Below are 13,892 nucleotides of genomic sequence, written 5' to 3' on the forward strand. Positions count from 1 at the left end.
AGAAACTGATCCCTCACTGAATAAGCTTCTCCCTTTGCTTCCCCGACTACCTGTCAGATGCAGTCCAGGCTAATACAAATAATGTGAGGCCATTTCTCCGTATGTTCGATTGATAATGGGATCGTAAAAGCTCGGCTTGTGCACACCCGATTTAAGGTTGTCGGGCGTGACGATCTCAGGACAACCGCCCATAAATTCGAATGCTCGAACGTCAGAACCAATCCAATCAGAACTTTGCTGAGTCCAGGTTGCTTCTGCAAACGTATAGTTCGAGGCTCCCAGAACAGCCACGAACAACTCTGCCTCCCGGATTTCGCCCGTATCCGCGTTGACGATCGCAACCTTGTCGCCTGAGTAGTCGACGAACAGCTTCTCGCCCGGAGCATGCGTCTGCCGTAAGGTTAGCGGAAGTGCATTCGCCCATTCGCTGTATCGTGTGCAAAACCAGGTGTACGCGTAACCGTCGGGGTGCTCGGCCTTGTACTCATTCCAGAGCAGGTCGAGCGTCACGCCTTTGCGGGCAAGCTCGCGCCTCACGGTCGGCCAGTGCGGTGCAGGACGTTCTCCTTCCACGCGCGGCGGCGGCGGAAAAAGGCGAGCCTCGAGTTCATTATCACCGAGTGCTGGCGGCAGCGGGTAGCTTAAGCCGGCACGCTCCAGACGGCGGACATATTGCCCAACGGTTGTGGGCGAGGTGCCCAACGCCCGACCGACTTCCCGATGATTAAAACCACACTCGAAATGTAGGCGCAGCGCTTCTCGGATTTTACGCATGGTCAACTTTGGAAATGCCATGTAGACGCCCCGACGAAATCGTCGAGCGTGCCACGGTTGACCTGCGTCGCTACTTTACGAACTTACTGTCCAGCTTGGCACGAAATCGCTGTCCAGCTTGCCGTGAAATCCGTGTCCAGCTTGCCGCGAAATCCTTGTCCAGCTTGGTGTGAAATACGCAATCTGACAGGCTCGAGAGCCGAATTTGCGTTCGGAATACATGTGTTGCGCGAGGCTCAACGGCATTGCAATCTCGCTTCTGTACGTCTTTTGTAGGCTTTCTCTAAGCACAAGAGCGTGGCTTCGGTGCATGATCTCGCGGCAAAGTACTCAAGCGCTCGGATCGACGGCGATTCGTCAGGAGACTGACTTTCTTTTAAGGTAGATACGGCTGTGCAAGTCAAACACCTAGTAAAGCATTCGTGGGAAAACCTTGCACGCCGCAGATTCAACTGGAAGCATGCCACGGAAGCGCGGAAGATCCTGTGCGCCATCGAGGAGAAGCACGGCAGGACCGATCCTGCCCAACTGCGGCTAGCTGACGCCTACGCCCGCGATGTCTTCGGGGACATGTGCTATGCGCCTTGGCTTCACGTGTACACGGCCTTTAACCGGACCTTCAAGGAAGGCTGGATTCCGGACAACTATTACGGCTGGGTCGTGGTTCCGAAGATGAGCGGCATGTATGGCAAGATATCTCACCTAAAGCCGCTCGCAAGGCTGCTTTTTCACGACGACGTGTTTCCGGATCTCGGCTACCACGTGAACGGAATTTTCTTTTCTGCCGATCACGTCGCCATTCCCGATTCGAAGGTATCGGAGTCGGTCTTCGCCACGACGGATATAGTGGTATTCAAGCTCGACCAATCTTCGCAGGGCCGCGGCGTCTTCTTCTGGAATCGCCGAAACTTCGATGTGGAGCGCATCAAGCGGCTGGGCAACGGCGTACTGCAACAGTTCATCGTGCAGCACAAATCGTTTGGCCGGTTCGCGTCAAAGGCGGTCGCCACGGTGCGTTTCACCACCGTCGTCGACGATGCGGGCGACATTTCGTTGCGCGCATGCTTCCTTCGTCTGGGCCGAGCGGGGGACGCCATTATTCGCCCAGACAGCGAAATCTGCGTGCCCGTTGACCTCGCGAGCGGCCAGTTGTTTCACGAGGGGTATTCGAGCGACTGGATCGGCGTCGACGTACATCCCGATTCCAAGGCAAGATTCGAGGGCGTGACGCTGCCGGCGTTCCCGGAATGCGTGCGCAAGGTGACCGAGCTTCATGCCAAGATGCCCTACGCACGCTGCGTAGGTTGGGATGTAACGGTGAACGCCGACGGGAAAGTCCTGTTGATGGAGTGGAACGCGCAACACAACGACGTCAAATTCAGCGAAGCCACGCAAGGCCCCTGCTTCTCGGATCTCAAATGGGAGAAGCTCGCGCTGGGCCCTGCACGCAGTTGACTAGTTGATGGTAGGAGAATTCATCGTTTCCTTGAAGGCGTCGTTCCGCCCGTTACGGCGAGCGGTTAGACACATCTTGGAACACTTCATGTAGACACGTCAGGTGCCGAGGACAAACCGCTTAATGGCTTCTTTCAAGAAGAACTTCGCCATTCTGATGGCGTTGCAGGTGTCCACCTACCTGGCGCCGCTTTTGACGTTGCCGTGGCTCGCGCGCGTGCTCGGTCCGAATGAATACGGACGTCTTTCTTTCGCGCTGGCTTTCACCGCATATTTCATCACGTTGACGAATTTCAGTTTCTCGCTTACGGCCACGCCGAAGATATCCATCAATCGGCACGACCGCACCATCCGCTCTCGAATTTTCTGGGAAACGATATCGGCGCAGGCGCTCCTCGCATTCGGCGGATTTTTCGCACTGTTGGCATTAACCTTCCTCGTGCCGCAGCTCGCGAAGGATCGTGAGTTGCTGCTCACGGGGTTCGGCATGGCCGTCGGAGCGATGTTCATTCCGACGTGGTACTTCCAAGGCGTGGAAGATCTCGCACCCCTCAGTGGTTTCGTGTTCGTGGGCCGTGCTCTAAGCGTGCCCGCAATGTATCTCTTCGTGCGTCATCGCGACGACGTCTATATCGCAATGCTGATTAACATGCTGGTGCCGCTGTTGTCCGGCATTGCGATCTGCACGTTCTTATACTTTCGCGACGAAATCGACTTTGTGGCGGTCTCAATCAGGACCGCGTTTAGGCCGCTCAGGGAAGGGTGGAGCGTGTTCATCGCGACGTCACTCGTCGAGATCTATGCGTCGAGCAATATCGTGCTGCTGACCCTCATGGCGGGAAATGTGGCAGGCGGTTACTTCGCCGCGGGGGACAAGCTCATACGCGCCTCGCTCGGCATGTTGCAGCCGCTCAGAACCGCCGCTTATCCGCGCATCAACTTTCTGATGCATCACGCGCGCGACGATGCGTTCGCCTTTCTGCGCAAGATGTTCGTCTTGCAAGGCAGCATCGCGTCCCTGGTTTCGCTATGCATCTTCTTCGCAGCGCCGCTCGCGGTTAAACTGCTGTACGGCCCACAATACGAGCCCACCATACACGTGTTGCGCTGGTTGGCGTTCGTTCCGCTCATGTCGAGCTTGTCCGATTTGTTCGGCGTTCAGACGATGCTTCCGCTTGGCATGAGCTCGGCATTCAGTCGCGTTCTAATCGGATCGGTGGTATTGAACTTTGGTCTGCTCGCGGTGCTCGCAAAGCTGTTTGGCGAGCAAGGTGCTGCCGCCACGGCGCTAATCGTCGAAACATCAATTGCAGCGTTCATGGTCTTAACACTACAACTTGAAGGCGTGCAGTTCATTAAGCGTCCGGTCGCGACTGAAAGCGCGGAACCGTGATCGAGGCGCGGACTGAATTTCCCGCTGAATATTTGCGGTGCAAGTCCTTCTTGTTTTCAGTCGGAGTACGCAGCGAGGAGTCGATCAGGAGTATCAAATCAATACCAGTCGCTTTCGCGGCGCTAACAGAATACGGTTGTGCCTTCGACTTCTTGCGCACTTGTACAGCCGGATTCCAAACTCAAAAGCGAACGCGGCATCGACCCCAGGTCCGCATCGACGCCTCTTCCAGCGCTCTCATCGCCCGGCGTTGACCTGGAACACACGCCGGGCAGGCTGATCAATCGCCATAGCGAAAACGCTGGCCCCCCTCGGATTACTCCACGGTTTCTTTCCTCGAGGTTTGTTCAACGCCTGCCCGCACGTGTGGTCGTTGGCTCGTAAGCCTTGGGTCGAGGGCAGGCATCGAACAAACCCAGACGCAAGCTGCCGTGGGGTCACTTCGGAATCACGGGCGGTTCACGGTCGGCGGTTCTTCGAACGCGCTCGCTTTCGCGGAAGAAGGCAACTAACCGTTTGTAAGCTCCTACTCTTGTACATTGGATAGCCCCGTGTATAGCTAATTGCGGCGACGAGCGGTAAAGCAAAGTTCAAAAGGAGGGATCGGCGCGAGCGACAAGCGTGCGCGCAGTCCTGCCCCCAGCCGAGAAGCAAACCTTGAGGGTACCTACTGGATCTAGGCGCATGATCAGGCATCGTTGCAGCCGCTGCAAGGTACGCGACGCCTTCTCGCGTGATCTGGAAAAACTCCGGCAAACGGCTGATCGTGCCAAGGAGCGCTTACGCATCGGAAAAGCGTGCGCTGCTGGAAATCGATCGCCAACGCGGTGCAGTGGTAAAAGTACAGAAGGAATTGGCAGAAGCAGCCAAACGCGCAGAAAAACGGGATGGTGAACATCGTCACACAGTCGAGGCGCTGCAAGAGCAGCAGGGCGACGCTCGCCATCAGACTGGGGTGTTGCAGGGCAAGCTGGCCGCGCTTGAAGAGGCATACAAGTCCCTTCGAGAGCAGTTGAAGTCGCTGCGCGCAACGAGGCGTCCCTCAGCGCGACGCGCGCGCCGGCAGAATCCCGTCCTCCGGGCAGGCGCAGCGCGCAAGGCGACGGCTAGGAAAACGGCGGGAACGAAGAGCCGAATATAGTCTTGGCGTCTTGGCGAGCCCGATCTGTAATAGGGCTGCGATGACGGCGCGCGGGCATTGCACGCCACACGCGTTGAAGCGAACGCGGCATCGCTATTCTGCCTATACTGTGACATCCGATTGACCTTACCGGAACGTCGATGCCGCCCGACTTCGTCCCCACCGTGTCGTATGCGCAGAATGCGGAAGACATCGTGCTCTTACGCGCGCTTGCGCATGTCGAACGCGGCTTTTACGTCGATGTAGGCGCGTGGGATGCCACCGAGGACAGTGTCACGCGCGCCTTCTACGAGCGCGGCTGGTGCGGCATCAACATCGAGCCGCAGCCCGGACATATCGACAGCTTTCGCGCCGAACGTCCGCGCGACATCAATCTCGCGCTTGCGATTTCCGACCAGCCTGGGCAACTGTCGATCTGGGTGCCGCGGTATTCCGCGCTCGCCACGTGCCGGCGCGAGATGCTCGCGCCTCACATTCCGAATTACGGCGACGCGACCGAACACGTCGTCGACGCGGTCCGTCTTGATGCGTTGCTGCGAGAGCATGCGCACGGCCGCGAGATTCATTTCTTAAAGATCGATGTCGAAGGTTACGAGAGCGCCGTCATCGAAAGCGCGAATTTCGACGAGCATCGTCCCGTGATATTGATCGTCGAAGCGACTTCGCCGCACGACAACGCGCCGTGCTGGCATGGCTGGGAACCGCGCCTGCTCGCCAGCGGCTATCGCTTCGCGCTGTTCGACGGCCTGAACCGCTTCTACGTGCGCGAGGAATCGAAAGCGCTCTTGCCGACACTCGCTGTTCCCGCCAACTGTCTCGACGGTTTCGTCACGCGACGCGAAATGCGCTTGCGCCGTGAACTGTACGAAGCGCGCTCGCTGCTCGCGCGACACGGCCTCGAAGCAAACGCCAACCATACTGGGGAGTCGTGATGAACGCAGGCTTCGCACACGTCGGCGTCTCGACGCACGACATGGAAACGACGGTCGCTTTCTATTGCCACGTGCTCGGCTGCCGGCTCGTCGGCGACGAGCGCATCGAGATCGGCAAGGGCGGCGTCATTCGGCAAGTGAGCATCGATGTCGGTGAAGGCCAGTACTTCGTGTTCATGGAGGCGAAGGGCGTGGACGGCATCCGCGGCGATTACGACACGAGCATCAATCGCTCGCTCGGCGTGCCGCTTGGGATGTATCACTATGCACTGCGCGTCGCGTCGATGAGCGAGCTGACGGCGAGGGCCGAGGCCATCGCGCGCCACGGCATTGACGTGTCCGAGGTGACCGATCTGGGCAACGCGAAGGCCGTGTTTCTGCAGGACCCAAATGGCTTGCAGCTCGAATTGTCCGTGAAGATCCGCGATTTCGACGAATCCGATATTGGCCGGATCACGAAAGCGGAAGTCGCCGACAGCGCCTAGACGGCGCGGTCTCACGCCGGCCCGAACACGGCCCGGCCGGTCGCGGCCAGGAAACGGCCAGCTTCGTACATATGCAGCCACACGCCGGCGGTGATCGGAAACAGACGGCGTATCTCGCCTTCGGGCCAGATCGATTCACGCGCCTGCATGAATCGGCCCGCGGCGTTCGCCGAGGAAACCGCATCACCGAAATTCACGACATCGTCGAAACCAAAATCGACGCCGCGCCGGGCGACGCCCAGCAACGCGAGATCGTCTCCAGTGGGATAGACGATGCGCTTGCGCAGCGCACGCCATGCGCGCGTCGCGCGCGCTTCGATCGACGGCACGGATGCGGGATCGAGCGTCGCGAGATAGTCGAACGCGCCCGCGCGCATCGCGTCGCACTGCGGCGACAGGCGACTTTGCCAGTTCGCCTGTTGCAGATTAGACGTCACTTCGCCATCAGCGGCGCGGCCGTACGTGCGCACGCTCGGCAGTTCCGGCTCGAAGAACGCCTCGATAAAAGGCCAGTAGAGCCGCGACGCGCTTCTCGGTTTCCACGGACTGTAGTCGTTTTCGTCACAGACAAGTCCGACCGCGGCAGGCAGCGACAGGCCGGCGCGCCGCTTGTAGTTCGCGCGAAACAGCAGCACGGCATTCACCGTGCGATCCGGCAATCCGAGCGCGAGGAAATGCCCGATGGACCCGAACACACCTGTATCGATGACATGCAGCGTGCTCACGCTGCCGCATCGCGATGCGATATGCTCGCGCAGCAACGCGGCCTGCGATGCGATGGCATCGTGCGCTTCGCGGCCGCGCGCGTCGGCGGAAAACAGGCGGAGCAGGCGTTCGAGCGTGTACGGCTGTGCCCAATCGCCGCGATCCGGCAAGGTCTTGCCCGACAGCACCGATGCCGCCGCCGCGCAGCTTCGTCCGTCGAATTCCAGCGCGAAAAGGGGCGCGACGCCCTGCGGACACGCTTGCAGTCCCAGCCGCGACGCGGCGAGCCGCGACACCATCAGATCGGCGCCATCCAGACGCGGACGACAGATGCGCTCGCGAAACACGTCGAGCGCGCGCCGGATGATGAGTCCGCCGCGCGCGCAGTACAGCACGCGCGACGCGCCGTCGTGACTCACGGCATCGAGATGGATCGAGAGGACATCACAACACTCGGCAAGTATCGGACCCATGACGCCGAAGCCGAACGCATGGCGCTCATTTGATGCCGCGCGCCGAACCGGTAATTCAGTCATCTTCCGTTCCTGAGCCGGACGACCTACACTTGGCTGCTGTATCGTGCAACTGCGGGCCTCGTCGAGGAGAGCCGAAACATGCCGCGACTGCCATTCGATTTTCAACTGTCCGTCCTCGGACTGAGCGAAGTAAACCACGCCGCGACGAAGTCCGCCAGCCATGTCGTATCGCTTGTCGATCCCGGTACCGCGCTGCCGCATGCCATCGCGTCGCTCGACTCCGGGCGTCGGCTCTTGCTCGAAGTTTACGACGCGCTCGATTCCATCGAGGGCCGGCCCGCGCCCGACCACGAAGACGCCAACGCGCTATGCCGATTCGCGGACACGCTGAATACCACGAATCTATCGCATCTGCTGGTGCACTGTCACATGGGGCGATCGCGCTCGGCGGCGGCGGCCGCGATCATCCTCGTCCGGCTGGGTTATTCGCCCGACGACGCATTTGAACGCGTGCGCGCCGTTCGCGATCCAATCTGGCCGAACTGGACGCTGCTCGAACACGGCGACGACGTGCTCGTTTGCAACGGCGCGTTGCTTCACGCGTGCCGGGCCGTGTACCGGCGAGTGGAGCAAAAATTTGCGCGATGGGTGAACGATCCGCGTCCCGAGTCGCTCGACGCCATGCCTTTGGGCGCGGTTCGTGCATGACGCCGGAATCGGAACTCGCGTTAGATCGCGAAGCGTTCGCGCGGCTCGGTGACGCGCAGGCTCACGCACAACTGCAGGCGTTCGCGCGCAGCACGACAATCGGCATCGATCGAAACGAATGGCGGATGCTGCTTTGCGGAACGGACCTCGCGCATCACGAGGCCGATCCGTATCTTCACGAGAACGCCGACGCCTTGCCGGTTCGCGTTCGTCGCGAGGAACACGCCGGATTCCATCGCTCGCTGCCCGACTACGATCTTTGTCTGGAAGACAGTTGGTCCGGCTATTTTGTCGCGCGTCATGTGACGACGCACGCGTCGACTGAACCGCTCGTGTTCGTCCATCTCGACGATCACACCGACATGATGTCCACCCTGCTGACGCTGGCTCCGAATGGATTGCGCGATCCCGCATCCGGCGCGCGCTTCGATCCGCGACAGCCGGACGACTGGTCGTCCGCGATTCGAAGCGGGGCGATAGGCATCGGCAGCTTCGTGACCGCGCTCTATTATTTGCCTCAGCCGGTGCATGTCGTGCATCTCGATCACGTCACGCACAGTCTCTATGAGCGATATCCGGTGACGCGCCGCTCCATCGCGCATCCGCTCTTGCCACATGCGCGCTTCGCCGCGATCCACAAGCGCACGCGCGCGTCTTCCGATCAGCTGGGCACGTATACTCACGGCTGCGACCCCGCGCATCTGTTGCGCGCGATGCCCGCAGGTCGCCTGATCGTTCATATCGATCTGGACTATTTCATCAACGACTACAACGGCAACGCGGGCGCGAAGCCCAGGTGTACGGTCGAGCAGATGCGCGCCCGCGCGGGCGAAGCGATGCAAACCTTCTTCGATGAAATCACCCGCACCGGCAGGACAGTTGAACGATGGATCGTCGCGACATCGCCGGGCTTTTGCTCCGCGCGGCACTGGAACTGGTTACTCGATGAAATCAGGCGTCACATCGTCACATTGAAGCTTCGCTTCAGCGATACTCCGTTCGCGAGCGATCAGCCGATTCGATGAAATCGAGCGCCGCATCCGTAAGCGCCTTGACGTGAATGATGCATTCGGTGGTTTCAGGCGCATCGCAATGACTGCCCGCCTGATCGAGCCACTGGATGAGTTCGAATCCGCCCGGGCAGACTGCATAGTAATCGCAAGTCTGGGCGCACCGATGGTGGCTGCGCGCAAAGTCACCGAGCATGACGGTGAGTTTCGTCGATTGAAGCATCTGCGCCAGCGCGGTTTGCTGAATGTTGCCAAGCGCAAGTCCGTTGCCGTCGCCGTATCGATCCGCCTGGGTGGCGATATCCAGCCCCGCATAAAACGTCGTGACGTTGCCCTTTGTGTCCATGTTGAGCGAGCGCAGTGGCGCGCTCGTTTCGCTGATGAACGAGGGCGCATCGGCGCGGCCGACCGTCGCGATTCGTTCGAGCGTTTGCGACACGTTGCGAATCGGAAGCGCGCTGCCTTCGAGCCGCTTCTCTTCCCACCAGTCGAACACACGCCGGTAGAAGCGCTGAAACGCGGCGCGATCCGTTTCGGCATATGTGAGATCGTCCATGCCGGCGACAGGACTAGCCAGCACGTTGAAGTGAAAGTCTGCCAGCGATGCGCGGCGCGCGTGAAAGAACTCGAGGAAGGACTGCGGGTCCGCCATCGTTTTTCTCGTGACCACGGCTATGACGTTGTACTTGATGCCGCGCGCATCGAGCGCATTCATGCCCTGCAACGTGCGCTCGAATGTGCTTTTTCCGCGACGGTCGATTCGAAAGGCGTCGTGCAGCGCCGGGGGCCCGTCGCAACTCACGCCGAGCCGAATGACGCGCGCATGGCGCTCGAAGAAATCGCACCATGCGTCGTCGATGAGCGTGCCGTTGGTTTGAATGTCGAACGACACGGAAACGTGCGGCGCGCGACGCGCACACAGGTCTGTGATCGCGTCGATCATGGCTGTGTAGTACGTCGGGGGCAAGGTGAGCGGTTCGCCGGAATGCCAGACGACGGCGAACTCCCGAGCGAGCAGGTCCGTGCCGATCAGTTCGCTGACGAGCTTCAGTGCCAGTTCAGGCGGCATGCGGGACTTCGTGCGCCGGCTTTCCTCGCTGAGATCGCAATAGGTGCAATTGATGTTGCAAAACGACGTGCCTTGGAGCACCAGTTGCTCAACTGGTCTGAGCGCAAGCGTTCCGGAGAGTGGCATGACGGTGCCAGGCATCGAAGAGGCGTTCATGACGACCACGATCGATCGTCACGACTCGCAAAAAGAAGGCGGGACTTCATTTGCGCATGGCCGATCCCCAGCTCATCTGAACCTTCTTTGCCGTTTTTTCATTGCTAACGAGACTTGCCAACTTAACGCTTCCTTCACGCAACGACGTTGAAGCACGCACAAGACGCGACGTAACCTGACTGTTCGTAATCATGACTCTCTCCATGTGTGTCGAATCTGAAGAACACGTCGGACGAATAAGCCTCGCTTGACATCCCGCCAAGGCCGCGTCAACTTTTGCATACGCGTGTGAAAAACACAATAGGTTGTGAGCGTCCCAATGACAAACGGTCGCTTGTACGTTGCCGCACATTTCTTGTGGCATCCGCACGAACCATGAAGCGAGTGAATGAGCATGAGCGCTGCGCGACAGGGTGTCATGCGACAGACGCAGATGAGCCGGGGAGCAGCCGATGATCTACGATGCGCTGGACGAATCCGTCGCGCTTGACCGAAGCGTCGATGTTGCGATCGTCGGCTCCGGGCCCGCGGGCATCACGCTCGCACGCGCGCTCGGCGCGCATCTCGACGTGCTGCTGATCGAAGCCGGCGGCCATCACGCAAGCGCAGCAACCGACGACAGCCTCTCGGGCGCGGTCAGCGGTCTTCATTACCGGCTCGACGAAACACGCGCGCGGCGATTCGGCGGCTCGACGGCGCTTTGGGCCGGCTATTGCGCGCTGTTCGATCCGATCGATTTCGACGCGCGGCCTTGGGTCGCGCACAGCGGCTGGCCTTTCGCCGCATCGGAAGTCATGGAGCACTATGCGGCGGCGGCGAAACTTCTTCACGTGGACGACGCCTTGTTCGACGCCAGCGCCTTCGGCGAAACGGGCGCGCCATTTTTGTCATACGACGAAGCGGCCGACTCTTGCGTGTCGCTTTGGCGTTTCGGCGAACCGAAGGCAGACTTCGGGACTGAGAATCGGCAATTTTTGGAGCGCGCCCGTTCGATTGATGTCCTGACCAACGCTTGCGTAACGGAAATCATCGTTACGGACGACGGCAAAGCGGTGTCCCGCCTGCACGTGCGCACGCTCGCGGGACGATGCGCCTCCGTGCGCGCGCGCTGCTTTTTGCTCGCGGCCGGCGGCATCGAAACGCCGCGCCTCATGCTGGCATCCCGGAATCAGTGTGTGGACGGCATCGGTAACGCCTACGGGCATGTCGGCCGATGGTTCATGGAGCATCCGCATGTGTCGATCGACGGCATCGAGATGGCGGCGAATCCCGAGCTCGCGAAGTGGACCGGCATCGCGCAACACGCGGACGGACGGCACTTCACGTGCTGCGCGGGTCTGCGCCCCGACGCGCAGGCGCGGCTCGGCGTGCTGAATTTCAGGGCGCATTTTTACCGGTCGCCCGCCATGACGGCGGATGCGCCGCCCCGCGTCGGGCTCTTCTTCGAGCAGGCGCCCAGCGCGGCCAGTCGTTTGACGCTGCTGCACGAAACCGACGCGCTTGGCCTGCCGCGCGTGCGCCTGAACTGGAATGTGTGCGAGACGGACCGGCGTTCGCATTGCCTCATCGGTGAAATGCTGGCGAAGCATCTGCTCGATAACGGCACCGCCATTCGCACTGGCCCGCGCGGACTATCCGGCGAGATCCTGTACTCCAATCATCAACTCGGCACGACGCGCATGTCGGTCCTGGCGCGCGATGGCGTCGTAGACGAGAACTGCCGCGTTCACGGCATTGACAATCTCTACATTGCCGGTGGAAGCGTGTTTCCGACGGTCAGCTGGGCCAATCCGACGATGACCGTGCTCGCCCTGACGTTGCGCCTCGCGCAACGGCTGGGGCGCGAGCTCGCGCCCCACATGGCTGCTTAAGCGAAGGCGCGCAGCATCATTGCGCCTGCTTGCGGACGATGAAATCGCCGATTACGAGCGTGTCGATGCCGCTCCGATAGAACGTCGCGATTGCGTGCTCCGGCGTATTCACGAGCGGCTCGTCGTCGAGATTGAACGACGTGTTCAACACCGCCGGAAGCCCGGTGAGCTGCTCGAATCGATCGATGAGCCGATGGTAAAGCGCGTTGGCATGCGCGCTCACTGCCTGCGGCCGCGCCGAGCCGTCGACATGCACGACGGCTGGAAGACGCGCCTTCCACGCCGCCTTGACGTGCGCCGCGACCAGCATGAATGGCGACGCATGCGGCGCGTCGAACACATCGTGAAAGCGCTCCGCTCGCACCGAAGGCGCGAGCGGCCGCCACGTCTCCCGCCGCTTGACGTGCGCGTTCACCCGATGCAGATTCGCGGCGACACCCGGATTCGCGAGAATGCTGCGATTGCCGAGGGCTCTCGGCCCGACCTCGGACGCGCCCTGAAACCAACCGACGATCTCGTTGCGCGCAAGCGCCTGCGCGGCTGCCTCCACCGAATCGCAACGATCGTACGGCGCCTTGGCGAAATCGAGCGCGGCCCGCACCTGCGTAGGCGTAAAGTCCGGTCCCCAGTAAGCGTGATGAAACCCGAATTCGGGCCAGTGGCCCGTGACATCGCGATGGGCGAGAATCGCCGCGCCGAGCGCGGTGCCGCCGTCGTGGCTCGCGGGTTGGATGAACAACGCATCGACGAAATCCTGCTGCGCGAGTCGGCCGTTTCCGGAGCAGTTCAACGCAACGCCGCCCGCCAGCGCGAAGTTGCCGCAATGCGTTTTATCGCAGAGAAAACGCGCGATATTCACGATCGACAATTCGTAATAACTTTGCAGCGTGGCCGCCAGATCGCGATGCCAGTCTTCGATCGCGTCATTCTGACGGCGTCGCGCGATATGTCCGCGCAAAAAGATTTCGTATCGCTTGATATCAGGCAGACCGAACGGTGGCTCGCAAAAATCGGGCAGCAGATCGCGATCGACCCTGCCATACGAGGCCAGTCCCATCGTCTTGCCTTCGCCTGAGTGACAGCGAAATCCCAGATACTCAGTAACGAGCTCGTAGAGCATGCCCCAGCTTCTGTACGTATCGATTTCCGCGAAGGTTTGAATCGGACGGTCCCGGTCGTACCATCCGAGAGAGCCACTCGCGCGGCCACCCCAGCCATCGAGCGTTATGACGTTCGTGCGATCCATGCCCGATGGAATCGCGGCGCTCGTAGCATGACAGAGATGATGGTCGTAGTATCGGCGCTCGCCGTAGGTGTCGAGATGCGTATCGCCGTAAATCAGCGCGAGGCTCGTGAAGAAGCCGAACTGGTCCGCTTCCGCGAGTGTGCCGTCGATGTAGCTTCGCGCCTCGGCGGCACGCGCGTGCTGCGCATTGGGCTTGTCGAAGCCGATCGCGGTGATATTGATGTCATCCGGTTCAAGACCTGCTTTCTCCAAACAGTACGCGATGGCCCGGGCCGGATACGCATGCGGCGCATGCTTGAGACGCGTAAAGCGCTCTTCTTCTGCGAAAGCCACCAGTTGCCCGTCGGAGATGAGGCACGCCGCCGGGTTCCAGGAAATCGGATGAGTCACGCCGAGAATGTGCACGGTGCGATTTCCTATGATGAAACGTATCGAGTGGCGTGTTGCGGCGATCAGCGTGAAAGCGCGAAC

General features: G+C 60.6%; 11 protein-coding genes and 1 pseudogene. 8 read left to right on the forward strand and 4 right to left on the reverse strand.

The genetic code is table 11. The annotated features are described in order from the left end of the window. Positions 1–78: 78 nt before the first annotated feature. Positions 79–795: pseudogene (gene istA / locus AWB66_RS29345) on the reverse strand (IS21 family transposase); the annotation flags it as partial. A 372-nt stretch (positions 796–1,167) separates the two neighbouring features. On the opposite strand from istA, the gene AWB66_RS29350 reads away from it, so the two are divergent. The 5 genes from AWB66_RS29350 (at position 1,168) to AWB66_RS29370 (ending at position 6,180) form a co-directional block, all read left to right on the forward strand. Then, entirely contained in the window at positions 1,168–2,229 is a 1,062-nt protein-coding gene (locus AWB66_RS29350; protein WP_235021292.1) for a sugar-transfer associated ATP-grasp domain-containing protein, read from the forward strand. A gap of 124 nt (positions 2,230–2,353) precedes the next feature. Next, a complete protein-coding gene (locus AWB66_RS29355) occupies positions 2,354–3,622 on the forward strand; it encodes a flippase (protein ID WP_087633558.1) in 1,269 nt (422 codons plus the stop codon). Between the two features lie 733 nt (positions 3,623–4,355). After that, positions 4,356–4,763, forward strand: coding sequence for a hypothetical protein (locus AWB66_RS29360; protein WP_200819099.1), 408 nt, complete (start codon positions 4,356–4,358; stop codon positions 4,761–4,763). 140 nt (positions 4,764–4,903) lie between these two features. Then, positions 4,904–5,695 carry an FkbM family methyltransferase gene (locus AWB66_RS29365; RefSeq protein ID WP_087633559.1) on the forward strand — a complete coding sequence of 264 codons (792 nt, stop codon included), beginning with the start codon at positions 4,904–4,906 and terminating at the stop codon, positions 5,693–5,695. Further along, entirely contained in the window at positions 5,695–6,180 is a 486-nt protein-coding gene (locus AWB66_RS29370; RefSeq protein WP_087633560.1) for a VOC family protein, read from the forward strand. The genes AWB66_RS29365 and AWB66_RS29370 overlap by 1 nt, the downstream gene beginning before the upstream one ends. An 11-nt stretch (positions 6,181–6,191) precedes the next feature. On the opposite strand, the gene AWB66_RS29375 is transcribed toward AWB66_RS29370, so the two are convergent. Next, positions 6,192–7,421, reverse strand: coding sequence for a hypothetical protein (locus AWB66_RS29375; RefSeq protein ID WP_087633561.1), 1,230 nt, complete (start codon positions 7,419–7,421; stop codon positions 6,192–6,194). Positions 7,422–7,499: 78 nt separating this feature from the next. On the opposite strand from AWB66_RS29375, the gene AWB66_RS29380 reads away from it, so the two are divergent. After that, positions 7,500–8,069: a dual specificity protein phosphatase family protein gene (locus AWB66_RS29380; RefSeq protein WP_087633562.1), complete on the forward strand. Its 570-nt coding sequence runs from the start codon at positions 7,500–7,502 to the stop codon at positions 8,067–8,069. Then, complete coding sequence (locus AWB66_RS29385) at positions 8,066–9,094, forward strand: hypothetical protein (RefSeq protein WP_087633563.1); 1,029 nt, start codon at positions 8,066–8,068, stop codon at positions 9,092–9,094. Before AWB66_RS29380 ends, AWB66_RS29385 begins: the two co-directional genes overlap by 4 nt. Here AWB66_RS29385 and AWB66_RS29390 read toward each other — a convergent pair. Continuing rightward, complete coding sequence (locus AWB66_RS29390) at positions 9,054–10,274, reverse strand: radical SAM protein (protein ID WP_159462968.1); 1,221 nt, start codon at positions 10,272–10,274, stop codon at positions 9,054–9,056. The two genes, AWB66_RS29385 and AWB66_RS29390, sit on opposite strands and share 41 nt — an antisense overlap. 482 nt (positions 10,275–10,756) lie before the next feature. Between AWB66_RS29390 and AWB66_RS29395 the strand changes: the two genes are divergently transcribed. Further along, positions 10,757–12,175, forward strand: a complete 1,419-nt coding sequence (locus AWB66_RS29395; protein ID WP_087633565.1) for an FAD-dependent oxidoreductase — start codon at positions 10,757–10,759, stop codon at positions 12,173–12,175. Between the two features lie 16 nt (positions 12,176–12,191). Here the strand turns inward: AWB66_RS29395 and AWB66_RS29400 are convergent, their stop codons facing one another. After that, the gene (locus AWB66_RS29400) at positions 12,192–13,826 is read right to left on the reverse strand and encodes a carbamoyltransferase family protein (RefSeq protein WP_159462969.1); all 1,635 of its coding nucleotides are present in this window, start codon (positions 13,824–13,826) and stop codon (positions 12,192–12,194) included. Positions 13,827–13,892: the final 66 nt, after the last annotated feature.

The organism is Caballeronia telluris (genome assembly GCF_001544495.1).
Classification (GTDB): Bacteria; Pseudomonadota; Gammaproteobacteria; order Burkholderiales; family Burkholderiaceae; genus Caballeronia; species Caballeronia telluris.

Excerpts from the sequence above, each read along its gene's own strand:
- AWB66_RS29370 (WP_087633560.1), top strand. The coding sequence starts at position 5,695 with ATGAACGCAGGCTTCGCACACGTCGGCGTCTCGACGCACGACATGGAA.
- AWB66_RS29390 (WP_159462968.1), bottom strand. The coding sequence starts at position 10,274 with ATGCCACTCTCCGGAACGCTTGCGCTCAGACCAGTTGAGCAACTGGTG.
- AWB66_RS29355 (WP_087633558.1), top strand. The coding sequence starts at position 2,354 with ATGGCTTCTTTCAAGAAGAACTTCGCCATTCTGATGGCGTTGCAGGTG.
- AWB66_RS29380 (WP_087633562.1), top strand. The coding sequence starts at position 7,500 with ATGCCGCGACTGCCATTCGATTTTCAACTGTCCGTCCTCGGACTGAGC.
- AWB66_RS29375 (WP_087633561.1), bottom strand. The coding sequence starts at position 7,421 with ATGACTGAATTACCGGTTCGGCGCGCGGCATCAAATGAGCGCCATGCG.
- AWB66_RS29365 (WP_087633559.1), top strand. The coding sequence starts at position 4,904 with ATGCCGCCCGACTTCGTCCCCACCGTGTCGTATGCGCAGAATGCGGAA.
- AWB66_RS29395 (WP_087633565.1), top strand. The coding sequence starts at position 10,757 with ATGATCTACGATGCGCTGGACGAATCCGTCGCGCTTGACCGAAGCGTC.
- AWB66_RS29385 (WP_087633563.1), top strand. The coding sequence starts at position 8,066 with ATGACGCCGGAATCGGAACTCGCGTTAGATCGCGAAGCGTTCGCGCGG.